Annotated in this window: 19 protein-coding genes; 13 read left to right on the top strand and 6 right to left on the bottom strand. The window is 59.9% G+C overall.

Translation table 11 applies throughout. The features are described from left to right. Positions 1 to 169 precede the first annotated feature (169 nt). From AB4Y32_RS19905 to AB4Y32_RS19880, 6 genes are all read right to left on the bottom strand, one after another. On the bottom strand, positions 170 to 310 hold the full coding sequence (locus tag AB4Y32_RS19905; protein ID WP_368722991.1) for a hypothetical protein: 141 nt from the start codon (positions 308 to 310) through the stop codon (positions 170 to 172). Between the two features lie 105 nt (positions 311 to 415). Further along, positions 416 to 1,180, bottom strand: a complete 765-nt coding sequence (locus AB4Y32_RS19900; RefSeq protein ID WP_368722979.1) for a TonB family protein — start codon at positions 1,178 to 1,180, stop codon at positions 416 to 418. A 1-nt stretch (position 1,181) separates the two neighbouring features. Further along, positions 1,182 to 1,583, bottom strand: a complete 402-nt coding sequence (locus AB4Y32_RS19895) for an ExbD/TolR family protein (protein ID WP_368722978.1) — start codon at positions 1,581 to 1,583, stop codon at positions 1,182 to 1,184. A gap of 1 nt (position 1,584) precedes the next feature. Further along, positions 1,585 to 2,283 carry a MotA/TolQ/ExbB proton channel family protein gene (locus AB4Y32_RS19890; RefSeq protein ID WP_368722977.1) on the bottom strand — a complete coding sequence of 233 codons (699 nt, stop codon included), beginning with the start codon at positions 2,281 to 2,283 and terminating at the stop codon, positions 1,585 to 1,587. Positions 2,284 to 2,295: 12 nt separating this feature from the next. Continuing rightward, a complete protein-coding gene (locus AB4Y32_RS19885; protein WP_368722976.1) occupies positions 2,296 to 4,494 on the bottom strand; it encodes a TonB-dependent receptor in 2,199 nt (732 codons plus the stop codon). A 220-nt stretch (positions 4,495 to 4,714) separates the two neighbouring features. Beyond that, positions 4,715 to 7,501, bottom strand: a complete 2,787-nt coding sequence (locus AB4Y32_RS19880) for a beta-propeller fold lactonase family protein (protein ID WP_368722975.1) — start codon at positions 7,499 to 7,501, stop codon at positions 4,715 to 4,717. Between the two features lie 1,453 nt (positions 7,502 to 8,954). On the opposite strand from AB4Y32_RS19880, the gene AB4Y32_RS19875 reads away from it, so the two are divergent. The 13 genes from AB4Y32_RS19875 (at position 8,955) to AB4Y32_RS19815 (ending at position 21,956) form a co-directional block, all read left to right on the top strand. Beyond that, entirely contained in the window at positions 8,955 to 10,244 is a 1,290-nt protein-coding gene (locus AB4Y32_RS19875; protein WP_368722974.1) for a glycine betaine/L-proline ABC transporter ATP-binding protein, read from the top strand. Further along, positions 10,241 to 11,122, top strand: a complete 882-nt coding sequence (locus tag AB4Y32_RS19870) for an ABC transporter permease (RefSeq protein WP_342944323.1) — start codon at positions 10,241 to 10,243, stop codon at positions 11,120 to 11,122. Before AB4Y32_RS19875 ends, AB4Y32_RS19870 begins: the two co-directional genes overlap by 4 nt. Before the next feature lie 71 nt (positions 11,123 to 11,193). Next, complete coding sequence (locus AB4Y32_RS19865) at positions 11,194 to 12,075, top strand: glycine betaine ABC transporter substrate-binding protein (RefSeq protein WP_368722973.1); 882 nt, start codon at positions 11,194 to 11,196, stop codon at positions 12,073 to 12,075. Between the two features lie 147 nt (positions 12,076 to 12,222). After that, positions 12,223 to 13,518: a serine hydroxymethyltransferase gene (glyA, locus tag AB4Y32_RS19860; protein WP_368722972.1), complete on the top strand. Its 1,296-nt coding sequence runs from the start codon at positions 12,223 to 12,225 to the stop codon at positions 13,516 to 13,518. 43 nt (positions 13,519 to 13,561) lie between these two features. After that, complete coding sequence (locus AB4Y32_RS19855; RefSeq protein ID WP_368722971.1) at positions 13,562 to 14,449, top strand: dihydrodipicolinate synthase family protein; 888 nt, start codon at positions 13,562 to 13,564, stop codon at positions 14,447 to 14,449. Positions 14,450 to 14,454: 5 nt separating this feature from the next. After that, entirely contained in the window at positions 14,455 to 15,786 is a 1,332-nt protein-coding gene (locus AB4Y32_RS19850) for an NAD(P)/FAD-dependent oxidoreductase (RefSeq protein WP_368722970.1), read from the top strand. A 17-nt stretch (positions 15,787 to 15,803) separates the two neighbouring features. Further along, complete coding sequence (locus tag AB4Y32_RS19845; protein WP_368722969.1) at positions 15,804 to 17,297, top strand: aldehyde dehydrogenase; 1,494 nt, start codon at positions 15,804 to 15,806, stop codon at positions 17,295 to 17,297. 99 nt (positions 17,298 to 17,396) lie between these two features. Then, on the top strand, positions 17,397 to 17,876 hold the full coding sequence (locus tag AB4Y32_RS19840; protein WP_368722968.1) for an NAD(P)-binding domain-containing protein: 480 nt from the start codon (positions 17,397 to 17,399) through the stop codon (positions 17,874 to 17,876). A gap of 8 nt (positions 17,877 to 17,884) precedes the next feature. Next, positions 17,885 to 18,163, top strand: coding sequence for a pyrroline-5-carboxylate reductase dimerization domain-containing protein (locus AB4Y32_RS19835; protein ID WP_368722990.1), 279 nt, complete (start codon positions 17,885 to 17,887; stop codon positions 18,161 to 18,163). Between the two features lie 198 nt (positions 18,164 to 18,361). Next, the gene (locus tag AB4Y32_RS19830) at positions 18,362 to 19,363 is read left to right on the top strand and encodes a LysR substrate-binding domain-containing protein (RefSeq protein WP_368722967.1); all 1,002 of its coding nucleotides are present in this window, start codon (positions 18,362 to 18,364) and stop codon (positions 19,361 to 19,363) included. A gap of 99 nt (positions 19,364 to 19,462) precedes the next feature. Beyond that, a complete protein-coding gene (locus tag AB4Y32_RS19825) occupies positions 19,463 to 20,497 on the top strand; it encodes a GlxA family transcriptional regulator (RefSeq protein ID WP_368722966.1) in 1,035 nt (344 codons plus the stop codon). Positions 20,498 to 20,574: 77 nt separating this feature from the next. Continuing rightward, on the top strand, positions 20,575 to 21,021 hold the full coding sequence (locus AB4Y32_RS19820; protein WP_368722965.1) for a cupin domain-containing protein: 447 nt from the start codon (positions 20,575 to 20,577) through the stop codon (positions 21,019 to 21,021). 5 nt (positions 21,022 to 21,026) lie between these two features. Further along, positions 21,027 to 21,956 (top strand): LysR substrate-binding domain-containing protein, encoded by a 930-nt coding sequence (locus tag AB4Y32_RS19815; protein ID WP_368722964.1) that lies wholly within the window; start codon positions 21,027 to 21,029, stop codon positions 21,954 to 21,956. Positions 21,957 to 22,067 lie beyond the last annotated feature (111 nt).

The following is a 22,067-nucleotide window of genomic DNA, read 5'->3' as shown; positions in this document are numbered from 1 at the left end:
TGCGCGCGCGCTCGATCATCATCGATCGCAACGGCGCGCGCTCCGAAGTGTTCCTGCCCGCGAACGCGCCCGGCCCGACCATCTACGTGCGCTGATTTCTTCCGCTGTGACGGCGCGACGCTCTCCGGTTACAGTGCGCCGTCACGTCCTGGCGGCGTGACACCCGCCGTCACTGCACCAGGTTGTTCAGCTCGATGATCGGCAGCATCATGGCCAGCACGATCACCAGCACCACGCCTCCCATCGCGAGGATCAGCGGCGGTTCGAGCAGGCCCGTCGGCAGCGCTGTCGCCACGCGACGCAATGCCATAGGATTTCTTCTCGTGGATAGGCTTTCGAAGCAGACGGTGTGACCCGCCGACGATCACGCACAGTGGACCGCCGTAGTGCTATTGATCAATGGAGTAGAAACGCGCTATCCCTTGCCGTCGAGCGTGAAGTCGACCCATAGCTGTTCGGGCAGGCTCTTGCCCTCGAGTCCATGTGGCGGAGGCGGGCACGCGGCGTCGCGCACGGCCGCGAGCGCGGCGTGGTCGAGCAGGCCCATGCCGCTGGATGTCACGACGCGTATGTCGGACACCGCGCCGTCACGATAGACAAACGCGACGAGCGTGCGCCCCGTCGTCCCTTCCATGCGAGCCGATTCCGGATAGCGCAGCGCCGCCTGGATCGCGGCTCGCAGCGCGGCTTCGAAACTCGCGTCGGAGCGGGCGGGCACTGGCGTTGGCGCGGGACGCGGTGCAGGCACGGGTTCGGTCGGCGCGGCGGTTTGTGCGGGCTCGGTGGTCGCTGCAGGAGCAGGAGCAGGAGCGGGCGGTGGCGCAACCGGCTTCGGTTGCGTTCGCGGCTGCGGCTGCGCCGCGTGCGCGACGGGCGCCTGATGTGCCGTTGTAGCGCGAGGCGGCTGCATGGCTGGCTTCGGCAGCGGCTTCGACGCTTCGCGCGCGGCGATGGGCGCAGGGACGGGCGCGGACTTCAGCGCTGCGAGCGCGGGCGGCGCCAACGCGATCGTCATCGGCTCGGGCCGCCTCGGCGCAGCGATATGCGGACGAATCAGCCACGCGCCGACGCCCGCGAGCAGCAGCGTCTCGACGGCCAGCGCGAGCACAGCCGACGTATAGAGCGGCTTGCGCGCGCCGGAATGCGACGCATGCTGCGTGACGGTCGGCATGGACGACATGTCAGTCCACCTTTTCCGGTTGCGCGGCGAGCGACACTTGCGTAACGCCGGCTGCGCGGCACGCGTCCATCACGCTCATGAGCTTCTGCAACTGCACGTCCTTCGCGCCGGCAATGGTCACGACCGTATGCGCCGGATCGGGGCGCTTCGCGAGCAGTGCGGTCAGGTCCGCCGTGCTGAGCGTGTGGCCGTCGACCGATACGCTGCCGTCAGTTGTGAGCGTCACCGTCACCTTCGGCGGCGGCAGGCTCTGCGCGCTCGCGCTCGACGGCAACTGCGTGCGCAGGCCCGCGTTCGGAATCATGTGCAGCGTGATCATGATGAAAAACACCAGCATGAAGAACATGATGTCGATCATCGGGATGATCTCGATGCGCGCCTTGCGCGCCTCAAAGTACTTCACGTCATGCTCCGTGCCGCGCAAGTGCGCTGACCACCCCGCGCCGGATTTCGCTTTCTGTTTCTCGCGCGACCTGGGCATCGGCGATGTCGCTCGTCAGTCGATTGACGAGCGCGGTCTTCAGCGTATCGAGTTGATGAACGACGATACGCACGCGGTTGTGCAGGCCGTTGAAGAACACGAGCCCGATCATCGCGACGAAGAGGCCGGACGCAGTCGCGATCAGCGCCTCGGCGACGCCTCCCGTCACCTGAGTCGGCGCGTTGCCCGGATTCGACAGCACCTGAAACGCGTCGAACATGCCGACGATCGTCCCGAACAGGCCGAGCAGCGGCGCCAGCGTGACGGCCGTATCGAGCACCCACAAAAAGCGGTCGATGCGCGGAGCTTCGCGCATCACCGCTTCCTCCAGGCTCGCGGCGAGCGTGTCGCGATCGGCGCGTCCGGTGAGCCGGCTTGCGGTTGCAATCACGCTGCCTGTAGGCAGTCCGTCGTGACGTTGGGCCCAGGCCGCGAGCGTGCTCGCGTTCAGCGTCTTGTGCTGGTCCAGTTCGGCAAGCGCCGCGTTCGCGTCGCGCGCGACTCGATGCAGGAACCACAGCCGCTCGATGACGACGGTCAGCGAGACGAACAGCAGCACGGCGATCACATACAGCACGCCGCCGGATTGATGGGCGACGCGTAACAGGATGTCCATCGACATGATCGATCCTCCTCAAAAATCCGCATGCAGGGTGACGTAGGCGGCCACGGGCGCGCCGAGATAGGCGCCGACCACGTTGCTCGCGATGTAGTAGCGCTGGTTGGTGACGTTGTCGATGTTCAGGTCGACTCCCCAGTGACGCTCCGCGTAACCGAATTGCAGGTTCTCGATCAGAGAAGCAGGCGCCCAGTCGTAGCCGTTGGCGAAGCCGTTCGACATCCGGCTCATGTAATTGATGCCCGCACCCGCATGAAAGCCCGCCCTGCCGAAGAGGCTGAAGCGGTACGTCGTCCACAGGTTCGCCATATAGGCGGGCACGCCCTGCGGGACCGTGCCGACCGCGCCAGGCGTGTCCGCGCTATCTGTGACACGCGCGTGCTGCGCGGTGAAATTCGCGTACACGTGCCAGTTCGGTGTGAGATCCGCATCGAGCGAGGCCTCGGCGCCGCGCGTGCGTTGCGAATCGAACGCGATCTGGTCCTCGCCGAGCGGGGTCGCCACGTGTTGCCGCTTCACGTCGAACAACGCGGTGTTGAGCACGTAGCGCCCGTCGCCGAGCGACCACTTGACGCCTAGCTCGTATTGCAGCGCCGATTCCGGCGGGCCGATGGAGAACGCATCGTTCTCGGAGTTGAAGTTCGCGAGGTAGCTGCGCGATACGCCGAAATATGGCGTCATCCAGGGCGTGACCTTGTACAGCACCCCGGCGTTCCAGCTGGTCGGCGCATCGTTGCGCGTGTACGTATTGCCCTGAACCAGCGTGATGCCGTCGTTGGCAGTACGGTTCGGCTCGCCCGGGCGCGGGTTCAAGGTCAGCGACGTACCGAACCAGTCCTTGCGCACGCCCGCGCGAATCTTGAACTTGTCCGTCACGTCCACCTGATCGGTCGCATAAAGGCTGTAGAAGTTCGCGCTCACATGGTCGTTCTGGCACGAGTGAGATGGCGCGCACTGAAAGTGCAGGCTTGCGATGGAGGTTTCCAGCGGCACGGGCGCGAAGATGTCGGCGATGTCCGGAAGGTCGGCCGTCGTCTTGTCGGTGTTGAGATCCTGGTGCAGGTATTCGAAGCCCGTCAGCAGCGTATGGCGGACGCTGCCCGTCGAGAATTTCCAGACGGGCTCCAGTTGGTAGTCGAGCGTGTTGAGCGAATCGTTTTGATCGCGCAACTGGCGGCCCGTAAATGTGTTGCCCTTGATCTTCGCGTGCGTGCTGTCGCCGTTGCTGTAGAAGTCGAGCGTGTGATGCATGTACGACAGACGATTGTTGATCGTCAGGTAGTCGCTGATGCGCCACTCGTCCGTGAGCGCGGCGCGTACGTAATTGCCGTGCGCGTTCGCGAACGGCGTCGAATATTTGGCGTCGAACGGGACATTACGGATCGGCGCCCCATTGTGATAGATGATCCCGTACGAGTCGGGCGTTGCCATGTAGTCTTGCGCGTCGATCGAGAATTCGATCTTGTGATCGCCGATCTTCCATTGCAGATCGGGACGTATTTCCTTGTTCCAGGACGCCAGGTCGCGGTAGCCGTCGGAGCGGCCGGCCGCGGCGTCCACGCGATAGTTGAGTCCGTCGATGCCGGTTGGGCCCGTGACGTAGCCACTGACGTTGACGGCGCCGAACGAGCCGGCCTGGATATCGCCGCCCCAGTGGAACTGCGCCGACGGCGTGTAGTGGATCAGGTTGATCGAGCCGCCCGGAGGGCCGCTGCCGAGCAGCGCCGACCCCGGTCCCTTGAGCACTTCGATGCGCTCGACGCCCAGCAGCGAATGCGTCGGGCCGTTGACCTGGTCGCCGTCCGAGAAGCCGTCGTCATAGGTCTGCGCCTGAAGGCCGCGGATCATGAAGTGGTCGGTGAAGCCTTTCGAATCCGTGCCGCCATAGTTCACGCCGGACACGTTGCCTTTGCGGATCGCTTCCTGCAACGACGTGACGCCCTGTTCGTCGAGAATGCCGCGCGGAATGATCTCCACGCTCATCGGCAGGTCGCCGAGCGCGGTGCCCGTCTTGCTGACGCCCGGGACCTCGTACGGGTCGTTGACGTTGTGGTCGGGCGCGCTCGCGGCCGTCGCGGCGTTGACGGAGACCTCGCCGAGCGTGCCCGCAGGTTGGGTCTGTTGTTGGGTCTGTTGTTGAGCCTGGGCCTGCTCGAACTGCTCCTGTTGAGCTTGTTGAGGTTGTTGAGCTTTCGCCAGAGGGGCGAACGACAAAGCGGCAAATAGCGCCGATACGGCAATTGCGGTTCGGGATCGGGGGACGTTTGCTGGCATCACGCTGTGCTGGTTATTGTCGTGTGCGGATAGGGAGAACGTCGGCGGGCAGCCGTCCTTTGGGGGACAGCCACCCGCCGTGAGTGGCTACTGCGGATCGCGCGCATCAGGCAATGCGAGCCTGCCCGATGCGCTCGAACAGAACGACGCGACTACTGGCTCAATCGTCGTCGTCGTCGATAGCTGCGACCGTCTTCGAGCCTTCGGCCGCGACCTTCGAGTAGATCGAGTGCGGGACGGGATACGGCTTGTCACCCATCACACCCTTCCACTGCACACGGTTGAACAGTTCCGGCGGAATACGATCTTCCCTGGAGAAGTCGAAGTCCTTCGTCGCGTTCGCCCAGTACGTCGCGTCATGCAGCGGATGAATGTCCTCGCCCTGGGCAAACTGGCTGCCGTTGCTGCTGGCCACGTTGCCCACGTTCGTGCCCTTCAGGATCGTCGAGGCAACGGCCGTGTACGTCCACGAACCGTCCGACCTGGTGTCGAACAGGTCGGCCATCGGCTTGGCGTACGCCGTGTTCAGGTCCATGTGCTGGGTACCGAGCAGATCTTCCATGGTACGCAGCGCGTTGACCTGGCTGTAGGCGGTGCTGACGATGGCGTGCTTCTTCACGTACGCGCCGACGACGTAAGCCGTCGAGCGATGCGAGTCGACGTGATCGGAACCGGCTTGCGAGTCATCCTCGACCACCACGATCACCGTGTCCTTCGCGTACGGGCTGTGCGCGACCGTCTCGACCAGCTTGCCGACTGCGAAGTCGTTATCCGCTTCTTGCTGCTCAGCCGAACCCATCTGGCCGACGTTCTGCGCAAAGCTGCCCGTATGGTCGGAGCCCATGCGGACGAACTCGAACGACGGGAGTTGGCCATTCGCGACGTACTGCTGGAACTCGCGGTTCCATTCGAGTTCGCGGAACGTGTCCGGATAGGCCTGATCGAAGCCGCGATAGAACTGGTCCGTCAGGTTCACGAGCGACGGCTTGAGCGGGTGAGCCTGGACGTTGTTGGCGCCGGCCGGGTTGAGCAACGGGTTGGCGATCGTGCCGATCGACCCGACGTTGTTGACCATGCCCCCGTAGTTGCGAACCGAGCCGCCTGCTTGCAGAACCGCATCGTAGATGCTCGCCTTCTGATAGCCGAACGGGGCATCGGGCACGGTCACATCGGCGATGCCCGGCAGCGCGTTGGCCGTGCCGCCCGGCAGCGACGACGTCGCGCTGGTGAAGCCACCGTTGACCGCCGCATCGCGCATCGCGGTCGTCGCGAGACCGACGGGCACACCGCGGTTGCTGCCTTCGGATTCATACGACATACCACGGGTGACGCCAGCGTAGTTCTCCTGCTGCGAGACCTCTTCGGTCGGCGTGACGTGCGCGTGCTGCACCCACGACCAGCCGTCCATCGAACCGTCGCCCGGGTCGGTGAAGTTGTCGACCGTGACGAAGTTGTTCGCAATGTTGTGGAAGTTCGGCGTGGTGGCCTTGCCGTACATCGTCAGCGACGGATCGCCGTTCGAGCCGTTGCCGAGATCGCCGAGGATCTGGTCAAACGTGCGGTTTTCCTTCACGACGTAGATCACGTGCCTGATGTGAGCACGCAGGAAGTTCATCGTCTCGCGATCGCTATCCGACAACTTCACCGAATAGTGATTGTTTTCGTTCACCTGGCTGGTCAGGCGATCGAGCGAATCGCCCGACGGAACGGGGGCGCTGACGAGGCTGCTCTGCTCGAGGCCGAACTGGTACTGGGCCGTCGTGCCGGACGTATAGAGCGGATTCGGGCCGGTGTTCGACTTGCCGTTGATGATGTACATCTGCGAGCCGTCGGCGCTCAGCGTGATGTCCTTCGGCGCATAGGCGGTCGGGATCAGGCCGTTGACGTGATAGCCGTTGTTGCCATCGAGCGAGATCACGGCGATCGAGTTGTCGCCGTTGTTGACGGCGTACAGCGTCTTGCCGTCCTTCGAAACAGTCACGTTGACCGTATCGCGGCCGCTGTACTTCTTGTTGTTGCCGCTGCCCTGGTCGTTGCCGTCGCCGTTCTGGCTGGCGATGTCGATCGTCTTCTCGACCCTGTGGCTGGCGGTGTCGATGACGGCGATCTGGTCGGCGTTCGACACGGCGACATAGAGCTTCGACTGATCAGGCGAGAAGGCCATGCCGTAAGCGTTGCCCTGCACCGGGATGCGTGAGACGAATTGCGGCGCGGCAGGGTTCGACAGGTTCAGCACCACGACTTCACGGTCACGCACCGACGATACGAACGCGGTGCCGTCGGCCTTCAGCGAAACTGCCCAAGGATATTCGCCACCGGCGGCGCCTTGCTGGCCCGACGTGTTGAACGGACGCAGGTCGTATTCCGACGTGAGCGTGTTCGAGGCCGTGTCGATGATGGAGATCGAATCGTTGTAGTTGTTGGCAACGACGAGCGTCCGGCCGTCAGCGGAGACAGCGAGGCCGCCGGCGTTCGGCTTCACGCCCGAACCGATGCCCTTCGAGTGGTTCAGCGCGATGGCCGCGGACTGGGCCCATTGGGCCGAAGGCGCAGCCGAGGCGCGGCTGTACACGTAGACCTTGTCGTCAGCGCCGCCCGTGCCATAGAGCGTCTGGTTGCCGTTCCACGCGAGACCATCGAACGCGTTGGTCTGGTGAATCGCTTGCACCAGCTTCGGGTTCGCCTTGTTCGCGCCCGACACGTCGTAGATGAAGATGTACTGCGTCGAATCGGCCCTGTCCAACGTGCTGTTGTTAGCGCCCGTGTAGACCGTGTTGTAGCCAGCGGTGATCACTGCCAGCGTGTTGCCGTCTGGGCTCAACTGCGACTTGATGGCGCCGCTGACGATCTGGCCCGGCTTCGCCGAAAGTTGCGGGTTCAACAACTGCTGCACTGCACCCGGGATCGCTCTCGGGGAGATGAACTGCCCGGTCGGCAGCAGTTCCATGTTGCTTTGAGGTGCTGCACCTGCTTGAAGGGTGGGGAAGAGTATTGAGCCAGTCAGTAATCCTAATGTAACACCAGACTGAATCAGGCTTCGTTTTTTCATTTCCTATCTCCAGAAGACAATCAGAATTAAAATATTTGCTCCTGTCCTGAACTTGCGAGATCTGTTCTGTTACCCCTGATCTGTAATTGGAGCTGTTCGTGCTGAAGCGTTTGCTTACCTCAGCCATCGAAATTTATCGTTTGCGCGTGTCAGAGAAATGAATCAAAACGCGTTGCGAAAAAGAATGCCAATAAGCCGTTGTGTAAGCAATTTGTTATTCAAGGATTCGATTGGTAACGGAATAGTATCTAATCGCAAGATATCTAGTAATATGCGTATGCTTCACGAGAACAATGTGCGTCGTGCGTGGCGGCGTTGCGTACTTTTTTCTCGTGATGCAGGTTCAGCGTGATGTCGTGCAGCGACTTTTTGCCGATTGTGTGTGTCGCGAAGTACGCGCGCGATGTGCGGCATCATTGGCGACTGCTGCATTGCGCACTGCGGCAGTCGAGCGGAATGTGACGCTGTCACAAAAAAGGCGTTTCTTTTTACGACCACCGATGACACGCGCATTGCACATTAATTAGCCGCGGCATTTAATGTCGATGCGAAGCATCTTCACATTGATTAGATTTTGAGCAAGATCGCGGATAAAGAAATCGAATTGCCTTTAGCTTTATCACGGTCATTGCTTTCTGCCCGTGATCATCCGTTGCGTCGTTCGCTTTTCCTGGCATTTCCGTTTAAGCCAGCCTAAAAGGTGCTGCCGTGAGCGAGATGCTCGAACATGCACATTTCATCGCAGCTTTCTTGCGTTCAGCTTTCTTGCGTTCGATAAGCCCGTTCGTCGCGTTGCGCCTGGTTCGCCGGCTTGTTCTGGCAATGCAGAGACTCATCGCGTGCAGGCCGCGAGAAGTACTCTCGTAGACCCTACATAGGACATTCCCTATGCGGCGGCTGCGATTGCATTAGAGCTGAAGGGGCGAGAGACCGCGCAGTGGAGAGTGCTGCCCCCGCAAATCCACAGCCAGAAAGGCTGCGCGCGAAATTCATTCCCAGCATCTCTTTTCTACAAGCACTACAAAAGCGCCTTCCATTACCAAAGGTATGGAAAAGTGCCCAGAAAATGTAGCTGGATGAGTCAATTTGGCTTGGTACGCTGCAATCCATGCATTAACCACCGACTAGCGCGACGCCTGACGCACGAATGTTCTGCATTTTGTGCGTGGAATAGTGACTTGTTTGACTTAAGTGCTTCGCGACGTTTGCCTCCGCCGATACACCCACAGCTTCGAGACGAAACTGGCTAGGTGTATCCGGCGAGAGCAAGCGATGCCTTTAGATGCATGGTTTTGTGAAGGCTACAGGTCGCGCGCTTCGATTTCTTGAACCTGCCAGTTGGGATGACAGAATGGCCCCTAACCTGACATTCGCGCCGGAAGGCGTGCTCCATCCGGGCGCAGTCCAAGCGGAAGACGTTTCCCCGGTAGCGAAATCCATCGCGGTCTCCGGCACCGATATCCTCACGGTTCGAAACCTGTCGAAGATCTTCGGGCCGAAGCCCGAGCGTGCCGCCGAGCTTGTAAAGCAAGGTCTCGGGCGGAATGAAATTTTCGAGCAGACGGGCAACATGGTGGCCGTCAATGACGTCAGTCTCAGCGTCAAGGCGGGTGAGATCTTCGTCGTCATGGGCCTCTCGGGTTCCGGCAAGTCGACGCTGGTTCGACTGCTCAATCGCCTGATCGAACCCACTTCCGGCCAGGTCGTGCTCGAAGGACGCGACATTGCCCCCATGTCCACAACGGAACTGCGCGAAGTGCGCCGCAAGAAGATGGCCATGGTGTTCCAGTCGTTCGCGCTTCTGCCGAACCGCACGGTGCTCGACAACATCGCGTACGGACTGGAGGTCGGAGGACTGAAGAAAGCAGAGCGATACGATATCGCGCGTTCCGCGCTGACGCGAGTCGGTCTGGGCTCGTACGAAAAGCTGCTTCCCAGCGAATTGTCCGGCGGTATGCAGCAGCGTGTCGGCCTTGCCCGCGCACTTGCGGTGAACCCCTCGGTGCTTCTGATGGACGAGGCGTTCTCGGCACTGGACCCATTGATCCGGTTCGAAATGCAGAACGAGCTTTTGCGGCTCCAGAAGGAAGAGCAGCGGACCATCGTCTTCATTTCGCACGATATCGAAGAAGCCATCAAAATTGGCGGCCGGATCGGCATCATGAAAGATGGCTGCCTGATTCAGGTCGGCACACCTGCCGAGCTTATCCAGTCGCCTGCCGATTCATACGTGCGGGACTTCTTTCGCAATGTCGACGTTTCGCGGTTCCTCAAAGCCTCCAGTCTCATGACGCGCGTCGACCGTGGGCTGATTTCTTGTGACATCGGCACGCCCTCTGAGCGTTACCTCAATCAGCTTATCGACAGCGGCGTCGAGTGCGGCTATGTCTGCGATGACGCAGGCCGGTATCAAGGCTGTGTCACGCCCGCATCGCTGCACAAGGCGGGCACGCACCCTGTCCGGGACGCGCTGCTCCATGACGTGAACGCCGTTTCGCTGGATGTGGATTTACACGAGCTGGCTGCCATCGCTTTGAGCCAGGAGCACGATGTCCCCGTCACTGATACGACGGGACAACTCGCAGGCGTAGTGTCCTGCCGTACGATACTCAAGCAGGTTATGGAACGGAGAGCAGCATGAATTCGTCAGTCATCGGAAAGTTTGCGGAAAATGCAGTCAATTTTCTCTTTCAGCATTTTCGTGGCGGGTTCGACGCTTTCTCCGCCGCACTGGGTGCAGTAGTCAAGCTGCTGGAGGATGGGCTGGCTTCCATTCCATTCATCGCCATGCTCGTTATTCTCATGGCGTTTGCCTTGTGGCGACGCGGTGTCGTGTTCTCGGCCTTCGTCGGCGTTGCTCTTCTGGCCATCCATTACATGGGCCTGTGGGCTCAAACCGTCTCCACACTGGCGCTCGTGATCGCGGCAACTTTCTTCAGCCTGGTCATCGGCGTGCCGCTTGGCATCTGGGGCGCGCGGAACAAACGGGTAGAGGTGGTCCTACGCTCGCTGCTCGACTTCATGCAGACGATGCCGGCATTCGTCTATCTGATTCCAGCCGTCATCCTGTTCGGACTGGGCCGTGTTCCGGCAGTGATTGCGACGATCGTGTTCGCGATGCCGCCTGTCGTGCGCCTCACGACGCTGGGCATCAAGCAAGTGCGCGAGGAACTGCTGGAAGCAGGCCGCTCGTTCGGCAGCACCGATTCGCAGCTTCTCTGGAAGATCCAGCTGCCGAACGCGCTGCCGTCAATCATGGCAGGCGTGAATCAGACCATCATGATGGCGCTTTCGATGGTCGTGGTGGCGTCGATGATCGGTGCCGGTGGTCTCGGCGAATATGTGTTGAGCGGCATTCAGCGCCTCGACATCGGGATTGGTTTCGAAGGCGGCCTCGGTGTTGTGTTGCTCGCCATCGTGCTTGACCGGCTGACGGAGAGTTTCGGGGTAAAGGCAAAGAAAGCCAAACCCGGTGCGCGCACGGCAAAGACTGGCCCACGTGCCGCAGCACGAACCTGAATGACGAATTTGTAGGGCTTCACAACGGCCGTCAATTTTTAACTAATCCGATAATCAAGTAGGAGTGCTATATGAAACGCAATCTATTCAAATCGCTGGTTGCGAACCTGGCGGTGTCGACGGTCGTTGCCATGGGTGTCGGCGGTGGCTCCGCGGTCGCCGCCGAACCGATCAAGGTGGCCGTCACAAACTGGGCGGACGTTCTGGCCGTAGCCAACGTGGCCAAGTACGTTCTGGAGAACAATCTCAAGCAGCCGGTTCAGTTCGTGCAGGCCGATATCGGCATCCAGTACCAGGGCGTGGCCCGGGGTGATCTGGACATCATGGTGGGCGGGTGGCTACCTGTGACTCACGCAGCGTATTACGCGCGATACAAGAACGATATGGATGACGTCGGCGTCATCTATACGGGCGGCAAGAACGGTTGGGCAGTGCCGGCGTACATACCCGAGTCGCAGGTTGCGACGATTTCCGACCTCGAAAAGCCGGATGTCAAGAGCAAGCTGAACGGCACGATCCAGGGTATCGAGCCCGGCGGCGGTCTGATGCAGGCCTCCGAAAAGACGATCAAGGCGTATGACCTGAACGGCTACAACCTGCAATCTTCAAGCGAAGCCGGCATGCTCGCAGGTGTGTCGCGTGCCTATCAGTCGAAGCAATGGATTGTCGCCACGGTCTGGAGCCCTCACTGGCTATTCCAGAAGTGGCAAATGCGCTACCTCAAGGACCCCAAGGGAACGCTGGGTGGCGAGGAGCAGGTTCACGCCTTCGCATCGAAGCAGTTCGCGACAAAGTTTCCTCGCGCAGACGTCTTCTTCAAGCATTTCAAGCTGACGCTCGCTGACGTCGAATCCATCGAGTACGAAGGTAACTCCACGAACGACTACGCGACAGCAGCCAAGAAATTCGTCGACGCACACCCGGACAAACTGAAGGCCTGGTTGCAGCAGTAAAACGAGGATGAACTTGCCGTGAATGGATGCAGCGCATCCTGTTCACGGCGAGTCGAGCCTTGTCAGTTATCCGACCACGAACGCTGCATCGCGTCAACAGATGGTCTTGCAAGACATGCTTCAAACGATTTCATCCGGAGTGACCACGTGAACGAGAACTCACGCTTTTTTGCCGAAACCCTCCAGAGCCGTGACCCCGTTATCGCATCAGAGATTGCGTTGGAGTTGCGCCGGCAGCAAACGCAGATCGAATTGATTGCGTCCGAAAACATTGTCTCGGCGGCGGTGATGGAAGCGCAGGGTACTGTGCTGACCAACAAGTACGCCGAGGGATATCCGTCGAAGCGCTATTACGGCGGATGTGAACACGTGGACAGGGTCGAAGCGCTCGCCATCGATCGCGTCAAAGCCCTGTTCGAAGCCGAATACGCCAACGTGCAGCCTCACTCGGGCGCGCAGGCGAACGGCGCCGTGATGCTCGCGCTCGTGAAGCCGGGCGACACGGTGATGGGCATGTCCCTCGACGCGGGAGGCCACCTGACGCATGGCGCGCGTCCCGCTCTTTCCGGCAAGTGGTTCAACGCGGTTCAATACGGTGTGAGTCCCGACACCTACCGCATCGACTATGAGCAGGTGCGCCGGCTCGCGGAGGAGCATCGTCCGAAGCTCATCATCGCGGGCTATTCAGCGTATCCGCGTGCTTTGGACTTCGCGGCTTTCCGCGACATTGCGGATAGCGTAGGCGCGATGTTGATGGTCGACATGGCACACATCGCGGGCATTGTCGCGGCGGGCAGACACGAGAACCCTGTCCCATTCGCCGACGTGGTGACGTCCACCACCCATAAGACGCTTCGCGGACCGCGAGGCGGGTTCATCCTCACCAATAACGGCGACATTGCGAAGAAGATCAACTCGGCCGTGTTCCCGGGCTTGCAGGGCGGTCCGCTGATGCACGTCATCGCGGGCAAGGCGGTGGCATTCGGCGAAGCGCTTCGTCCGGAGTTCAGCGCGTATATCGACCGCGTGCTGCGTAACGCACAGGCGCTCGGCGACGTTCTCAAATCGGGCGGCCTCAGTCTGGTGACGGGAGGGACGGATAATCATTTGCTGCTGGTCGATTTGCGCTCTAAGCGGCTAACGGGTACGCAGGCTGAAAAGGCACTGGAGCGTGCGGGTATTACCTGCAATAAAAACGGCATTCCATTCGACACGGAAAACCCGACGGTCACTTCGGGAATCCGGCTTGGCACACCGGCGGGCACTACGCGCGGCTTCGGAACCGAGCAGTTCGAGCAGATTGGACAGATGATTCTCGAAGTCTTGTCGGCGCTCGAACGAGAGCCCGCCGGAGACGAACGCGTCGAGCGCGCAGTGCGTAGCCGTGTGCGCGACCTTTGCAACCAGTTCCCGATTTATTCACATGCGGATGCCCTTGTCTAATTGATGAGGGCATGTAGCGACCTTTATTGAAGAGAGAACGACGATGAGCTTCGAGGGAGTACATACGCCTCTGGTTACGCCATTCAACGCGGATGGCGAAATTAACCACGATTTGCTCGGCAAGCACGCAGCCAATCTCGCGACTCGAGTCGCGGGGCTTGGAATCGGCGGGACCACGGGCGAATACTATGCGTTGAGTTTCGACGAGCGTGTCCGCACGTTCAACACGGTAGCGGAGGCGGCAGGCGGCGAGACTTATATCACTGCCGGCATCAATGCGACGACGACGAGCGAAGTCATTCGCCTTGGGCAAGAAGCGAAGCGTGCGGGGCTGCCTGCATTATTGCTTGCCGCTCCGTACTACGCGCAGCCGACGCAGGAAGAACTGCTGAGCCACATGCTGAAAGTGGACGACAGTCTCGACATGCCCATCATGCTGTACAACTTCCCCGCACGCACGGGGACGGAAATCGGCGACACGGTGCTGGAAAAACTGCTCGAGCGGCCGAATTTCGTCGCGATGAAAGAGAGTACCGGCGACATCTCGCATCTGCATCATCTTGCGACGCACTTCCGCGACAGGCTGATTCTGAGCTGCGGAATGGACGACCAGGCGCTCGAGTTTTTCGTGTGGGGCGCGAAGAGCTGGGTCGGCGGTGCTTCCAACTTCTTGCCGGAAGCGCACACCGCGCTCTTCGACGCATGCGTGAAGCGCAATGACTTCGAAACCGGCCGCAAGCTGATGGCGCAACTGCTGCCCGTTCTCGAACTGCTGGAGCGCAGCGGCAAATTCATTCAATATGTTCGATACGGATGTGAGCTGGCGGGCATGCCCGTCGGTGTCGCGCGGGCGCCGCTCGGCACGCTCACTGAAGAAGAGCGCAGTGTGTTTGCGAAGCTGGTTCAACCTATGTTGCGCAACGCGCAGTAACTTTCATGACCTCGAATCTGGAATTCGTGCGCTTTCCCGCGCCGGACGGCGTGAACGGGTGGTGGGAAAGTCTGCCCCCGCCACGCCCCGCCGATACTGTGTCGTCCGAACGACGATTTGACTGGGTCGTTGTTGGCGGTGGCATTACGGGGCTATGCGCTGCCCGACGACTCGCTGAGCTTGCACCCGATGCCTCGATTGCGCTGGTCGAGGCGGACCGTATTGGGCGCACGACGGCTGGGCGGAATTCCGGATTCTTTGTCGACTTGCCGCACGACATCAGTAGTGAGAGCTACTCGCGAAGTGTGGAAGCGGACAAGGCGGACATTCGACTGCAACGCCACGGCATCGACTATGTACGTTCGGTGGTGAAGCAATACGGTATCGATTGCGACTGGCGGGATGACGGCAAGTTTCATGCTTCGGTGAACAAGAAGGGCCACGCAGCACTGGCCCATTTTGCCGAAGGACTCGCCCGTATCGACGAAGACTTTGAATGGCTCGACGAAGCCGCGATCGCGAAAGTCACCGGGACGAAGTTCTATGAGGGCGCGCTCTTTACTCCGGGGTGCAGCACGGTCCAGCCGGCAGCCCTTATGCGTGGTCTTGCTGCGACGCTGCCGGAAAATGTGAAGGTCTTCGAGATGAGTGCGGTGAAGGCAATCGAGGACCAGGGGACAAACAAGGTCTTGACCTTTGCCGCCGGAAAAATCGTGGCGAAGCGCGTGATTCGCTGCACGAATGCCTATGCGGCGACGTTCGGCGGACATCCGAACGGCCTGTTGCCTGTGTACACATTTGCATCGATGACCCGTGTGATGACGGCGGACGAAGTGCGCCGGCTGGGCGGCACGCGGTCGTGGGCGTTGATTCCGGCCGACCCGATGGGCTCGACGATACGGCGCCTGAGTACTGACCGCATCTGCGTTCGCAATCACTTTGCGTTTCGCCCCAGTCTCGAAGTGTCACAAGGTGATTTAGCGAAAGCGAAGAGCTTGCATCAACGGTCGTTTGACCGGCGCTTCCCGATGCTGAAAGATGTCGAGCTCGAGTACACCTGGGGTGGCCCTCTGTGTCTGTCGGTCAACAACGGTGCACTTTTCGGGCGCCGTAGCGATGGTGTTTATGAAGCTGTCGGATGCAATGGCCTGGGTCTGAGCAGAGGGTCTGCATCGGGGAAGCTTATCGCCGAGTACGCGCTCGGTCACGACAACGACCTCGTTCGTCAGCTTTTGAATCAACCGCATCCGCGCTCGCTGCCGGTTCGTCCCATTGCCGACGTCGCTGTCACCGCGGCTATCTGGATGAAGGAATTTTCGGCGGGAGCCGAGCTTTAAATCTGTGAGGACAGGACATGACGACCTATCAGGAATGGAAACAGAAAGCAGAAGCGTTGTCGCTCGACGGACGAGCGTTTATCGCCGGGCAACGATGTCCAGCCGCGTCGAACGAGACGTTCCAGACCCTGAATCCGTCGACGGGAAAGACACTGGCCGATATCGCAAAGTGCGATACGAAAGATGTCGACCGAGCGGTCGCGGCAGCGAGAGATGCGTTCGAGTCCGGTGTATGGTCAAAGGCGGCACCGGCTCAGCGAAAAGCAGTGCTATCGCGTCTTGCACAATTGATCGAAGAGAACGCCGAAGAACTGGCGCTTCTCGAAGCGCTCGAGGCGGGCAAGCCCATTAGCGAGTGCATGGGACTGGACATTCCCGAATCGGCGGCATGTATCCGCTGGCACGCGGAAGTCACCGACAAGCGTTACGACGCGCTGTCGCCATCGGGCGCGAGCGTCGTGAGCATGATTACCCGCGAACCGATCGGTGTCGTGGGCGCAGTGCTGCCGTGGAATTTCCCGGCGCTGATGCTTGCCTGGAAAATCGGCCCGGCACTTTCTGTCGGCAATAGCGTCATCGTGAAGCCTGCCGAACAGACTTCGCTTTCCACGCTGCGTATCGCCGACCTCGCGGCGGAAGCCGGCGTGCCAGCAGGCGTCTTCAGCGTCGTGACCGGCTTTGGCGAAAGTGCAGGCCAGGCATTGGGTCGCCATGCCGACGTCGACCTCGTTGCGTTTACTGGCTCCACGGAAACGGGAAAGCGATTCCTTCGCTATTCCGCGGACACGAACCTGAAGCGGGTCGTGCTGGAATGCGGCGGCAAGAACCCACAAGTCGTGCTGCCCGACGTCGCGAATCTCGACGCGGTCGCAGAGCAGGCGGTCGCCGCAGCATTCTGGAACATGGGCGAGAACTGCAGCGCAGGTTCTCGCATCCTGGTTCATTCGACCTCGAAGGCGCAGTTGCTCGAAAAGGTTCTGGCAGTTCTCGAAGGATGGAAGACGGGCGACCCGCTCGACCCTGACGTCAAGCTCGGTTCTCTGATTGAAGAGAAGCACTATGAAAAGGTGCTCGCTCACATCGAGAAAGCGAAGTCGGAGGGGGCACGTCTCGTGTGCGGCGGCAAGGCGACGCGCACTGAAACGGGTGGATGGTTTGTCGAGCCGACCATCTTCGATAACGTCACGCCGGAGATGAGCATCGCTCGCGAAGAAGTCTTCGGCCCGGTCGTCTGCATTATCGAATACGCTGATGTCGACGAGGCGGTCCGCATTGCCAACGATACCTGCTACGGATTGGCCGCATCGCTGTGGACCGACAACGTCAATAACGCGCACAAGATTGCTGCCCGTATTCGCGCCGGTACGGTAACGGTGAACTGCTTCGGCGAAGGCGATCTGTCGACGCCGTTCGGCGGCTTCAAGCAATCGGGCTTCGGTGGCCGCGACAAGTCCGTCTATGCGCACGACCAGTATTGCGAACTGAAGACCACCTGGCTGAAACTCGACTAGGTTCTATCCGACGATTGAAAGCCATCGACAGCCCGGCCCGCCGGGACCGGCTGTCGTGGCTTCAGTCGAAACTGCTGCACTTCAGATTAAAGAGGTTTCATGCGACTTGGTTTCATCGGAACGGGGATCATCACGAAAGCGGTCGTGACGGGCATGTGCAGATTCGGCGTTCCATTCGACGGGATTTCTCTATCTCCCCGTAATCCGAATGCCGCTGCGGAACTCGCGACGCTGGACGAACGGATTCGCGTCTGCGCGAGTAATCAGGAGGTACTGGAGAATTCGGATGTCGTTTGCCTTGCGGTCGTTCCGCAAATTGCCTCGGAAGTTCTGGGCGAACTCGAATTCGGCTCGCGTCATCACATTGTCAGTTTCATTGCGGGCATCTCTCTCGCCGAGCTTCGTCGCGTTATCCCACAGGCAGGGTCGCGCGCGCAGTTCCGCTGCCAGCCGTCGCTGAGGGCAAGGGAAGTACTGCAATCTGCCCCGCAGATGACGTCGCGAAAGCCATTTTTTCGGCGTTGGGTGAAGCCGTGGAGGTGGACGACGAACGCAAGTTTGACGCGCTCTCCGCAGTGACGGCGACGATGGCGAGCTTCTATGCCGTTCTCGAAACCCAGGCGTCCTGGCTCGTGGAGCAAGGTCTCGACTACTCCGCGGCGCGAGCTTTCTTGTCTGGCTACTGTGTAGGGCTTGCGAATGACGCAGCCCGTACAGGACAACCGTTTTCGGTAATGGTTACGCAATGCATGACACCGGGCGGTATCAACGAACAGATGCACACCGAACTCTCTCGTCGAGGCGCTTACGGACTGTACAAAGACGCACTTGATGGCGTGCTGAAGCGAGTTCGATGGGCCGCATAGCAGGCGGCCACGAAGAGTAATATGAAGGGGCGGATGGTGATCTGCCCTTGTCAGTTAACTCGAAGACTCGCAAACTGATTTTGCGCGCGAGCTATTCGGCTTGGGTGCGCAGTCTACGCATTGTCACGGGGGCAGTGCGCAGCGCTGACCGGGTTGTCTTCGGGCCACCCGGGCGCTTCCGCTTCACAGGTGAAAGCCATGCAAAAGAAACAGGTGTTTGCCGACCGATTACTGGCTCAGATGCCGTCGTTACGGGCGCTGAAATGCTTCGTCACGGCTGCCCGGTACGAAAGTTTTACTCAGGCCGCAGAAGTACTTTGCGTCACGCAGGCGGCAATCAGCCGACAAATCAAGGAGCTCGAGGATTCGCTGGAAGTTGCCCTGTTTGAACGGACAGGGCGGCACATCGCGCTCACCGACGCGGGGCGCATTCTGTACAACGCGTCCTATCTGTCGATCATGAACATCGCTGAGGCAGCCCAGGCGGTGCGTCGGACCGACAGGCATGCGCTGACGATTTGTGTCTCGCATACTTTCTCGGCGCTCTGGCTGTCGTTCAGGCTGCCGTCGTTCCGAAAGCGCTTCCCTGATATTCGATTGCACGTGATGGTGACGGAGCATTTCATGGAGCTCGACGAACTCATGGAACCCGACATCATCATCACGAAGAATCCACCGCGCGAGGCGGAGTACGAGGTCGAGCCGCTCTTTCACGACGTCGTATATCCCGTCTGCAGCCAGTCCTTTTACGAGCGCCACTTTCACGGCAGGTCAGTGAAGCCCTTGGATCTTCTATCGCACGCGACGTTGAACCTCTCGTTGCTGGGGCGTGCGCAGATTTGCGAGCACGTCGACTGGTCCGTGTGGCGAAACTGGTTTCAGCAGGGTGATGGCATGGAAAGGATGGTCGAGAACGAGCATCTGGAAAGCAACGACTATCGTCTCCTCGTTTCGCAAGCGGAAGCGGGAGAGGGCACCTTGCTTGGCTGGCATCATCTTGTCCATCGTCAAGTCGAACAAGGGCTACTGATCCGACCCGTGCAAGATGTGCTCGAATTTCACGACCGTCACCACTATTTGATAACGCATAAGAACGCAAAACTTCGTCCTGAATATCTTCAGTTCCGTGAATGGCTCGCGGAGGAAGTGGGCGCAATGATGCGCGAATGGCGAAGCATCGAAACTGAAACCTTCAAATAAACTTACGGACGTCAGTTAGGAGAGCGCGAGCAGCTTCGCCGTTGGAATCCTGGTCGACTTTTCAAGCGTGACTTTTCAAGCGTTAGTGCAGGCAGTCCCATGTTTAGCGACCTCATCAGCCCCAAAGCCGGTACCACGCGGCCACTCCGCTTTGGAATTGTCCTGTTGCCCAATTTCACCCTGACGGCATTTTCCGGTTTCGTGGATGTACTCAGGCTGGCGAGCGATGAAGGTGACATGAGCAGACCGGTTCGCTGTTCGTGGACCATCGTCGGCGAATCTCTTGTTCCTGTCAGGGCAAGCTGTGGAATTCAGGTCGCGCCGTGGACAACCTTCGACGAAGCCGGGTCCTTCGATTACGTCGTAGTCGTCGGCGGATTGCTGCACTCGGGGCCGTCCGCAAGCAAAGCCACGCTTCAGTTCATTCATGACGCTGCGGCGACGTCTGCTACTTTGGTTGGAATATGCACTGGGGTATTTGCGTTGATGCGAGCCGAAGTGATGGATGGGTATCGCATGTGCGTAAGCTGGTTTCACTACTGGGACTTCGTCGAGCGTTTTCCAGGCGTCGATGAACGCAATCTCGTTGCGGACCGGCTGTTCGTGATCGACCGGCGCCGCATCACGTGTTCAGGTGGACGAGCTTCAATCGATGTTGCCGCGGCTATCCTGTTGCGCCACTTCGAGGCGACAGTCGTACAAAAGGCGCTGCGTATCATGCTCGTCGACGACGCGCAGAAAGGGAATGCTCCGCAGCCACACCCGCCAGGACTGGAACCCGCGACGCATCCAAAGGTAAGGCGAGCCATCCTGTTGATGGAGCAGCACATTGGGCAGCCATTGAGTCTCGCGGAGTTGGCTCGACGTCTCGAGATGTCGGTCCGACAACTTGAGCGTCTCTTTACTTCAGAGACGGGCAAATCGCCCCAGGCCTATGCCCGGCAGATCAGGATACGGATGGCGTCGTGGCTGCTCACGAGTTCGGACCGCACTGTCGCTGACATTGCTTCCTCGTGCGGCTTCTCTGACGCATCTCATCTTGGCCGCGAGTTTAGAAAAGAATTTGGCGAATCACCGAATGCTTATCGCGTCGCGCGACCGCAGGGCCAAACGCAGGTGTTGGCCGATGCGTAGCGGGATGTGCTCCGGTGGGGACACCAGGAACAGCGAGCGGTTCAGACACGAAGGCATGAGAAGCAGGATTTCCACTTGTGTTCACACATTGGACGTTAGAGAAAATGACAACCGGGCATATGCGCGAAGAAATGGTGTTCTTTGGCTTGCGCGTCAAAGATGGTCGTCGTTGGTATTCAATCGATGAACGAGACTGGCGGCCGATGAAAATCGGAGAAACGGTACTTCCCGGCTTTTTCTGGATTCCAGTCGCCGACGACGAGAGCGGGGCCTGGAGTAGCTACTGGATGCGTTTGCAACCCGGCGCGCGTTCATTGGAGCATCAGCACGACTCGACCGAGTTGATCCTGGTTCTCGATGGTGTGTTCACCGACGACGACGGTACGAATTTTCTTCCCGGGCACACGGTGTCGTATCCAGCGGGTTCGCGGCACAGTACATCGTCAAAGGAAGGCTGCACCGTACTGGTCGTGGCTCACTCCGGGTCGACGCTCGTTTCCCAATCACAACCGACGCGCACCTGAGCCAGATGAAACCGGTCACTGCGCGGACCAAGGGATACCGGCGGCTCATCCCTTCGGTGACCGCCCTCGTCGAATTCGAGGCGGTCGCGCGTCACAGCAGCTTCACGCTGGCAGCCGATGAACTCGGGGTGACGCAAGCGGCAGTCAGTCGACAGATCAAGTTTCTTGAGGAAACGCTTGGGACCCGGCTCTTCAATCGCCTGCATCGTTCAATCGAACTCACAGATGAGGGTGAAGCGCTGTATCTCGTGGTCGCCGAGTCGATGCAGAAAATTGCCGGCGTGTTCGACCGGCTATCAAGCGGGCCCGTCCAGCAGGAACTGGTGCTTGCCGCAACGTCTGCCTTCACTCATTTTCGTCTCTTGCCCCGGCTGGCATCGCTAAAGAAGGCTCAACCGGACCTTCAGCTACGCATCTCCACGCAGATGTTCACCGCCGACCTTCGGCCCAAGGAGATCGATGTCGCCGTTCGATTCGGAAACGGACAATGGGGCGATGGCTCCGCAACCCTGCTTTTCGACGAAGAAGTTTTCCCCGTCTGTTCGCCGGAGTGGGTGAAGTCAAGAGGTACGCCAGAATCGCTGCAGGATGTCGCTAACGCCGTTCTCATCGAGTCCGATGCGACTTCGGAAGGCTGGATGAGGTGGGAAGAATGGTTTCAGGCTGTGGGATTCAGGCCGGTGCGTTTGAACTTTGCGCTACGCTGCAGTCTTTATACGGACGCCATCGAGGCCGCACGCTACGGCCAGGGCATTGCCCTTGGCTGGGGAAGACTGGTCCACGATCTGATCGAAACGGGCGAACTCGTCCGGCTGCCCGTCGCTTCGTTCAAGGCCAGCGATTCATATTATGTCGTCGTGCCGCACGGGCGCACCATCACCCCTGCAATTGACGGTCTCATCGACTGGCTCCAGCAGGATTCCACCGGGACCTGAAGCGCCAGCAACGTCCGACGGCGCCCGTTGGAAACGGTCTGGCTCTCGCATAATCCAAAGTAATGCCAAACCGAAAATAAAGCGCATTGACGCTCTTTTTCGTCAATCCAA

It is taken from the genome of Paraburkholderia phymatum, from assembly GCF_040965635.1.
In the GTDB taxonomy this organism is placed as follows: domain Bacteria; phylum Pseudomonadota; class Gammaproteobacteria; order Burkholderiales; family Burkholderiaceae; genus Paraburkholderia; species Paraburkholderia phymatum_B.
The sequence above is the reverse complement of the archived record's forward strand: the minus strand, read 5'-3'. Positions and strand labels throughout refer to the sequence as shown.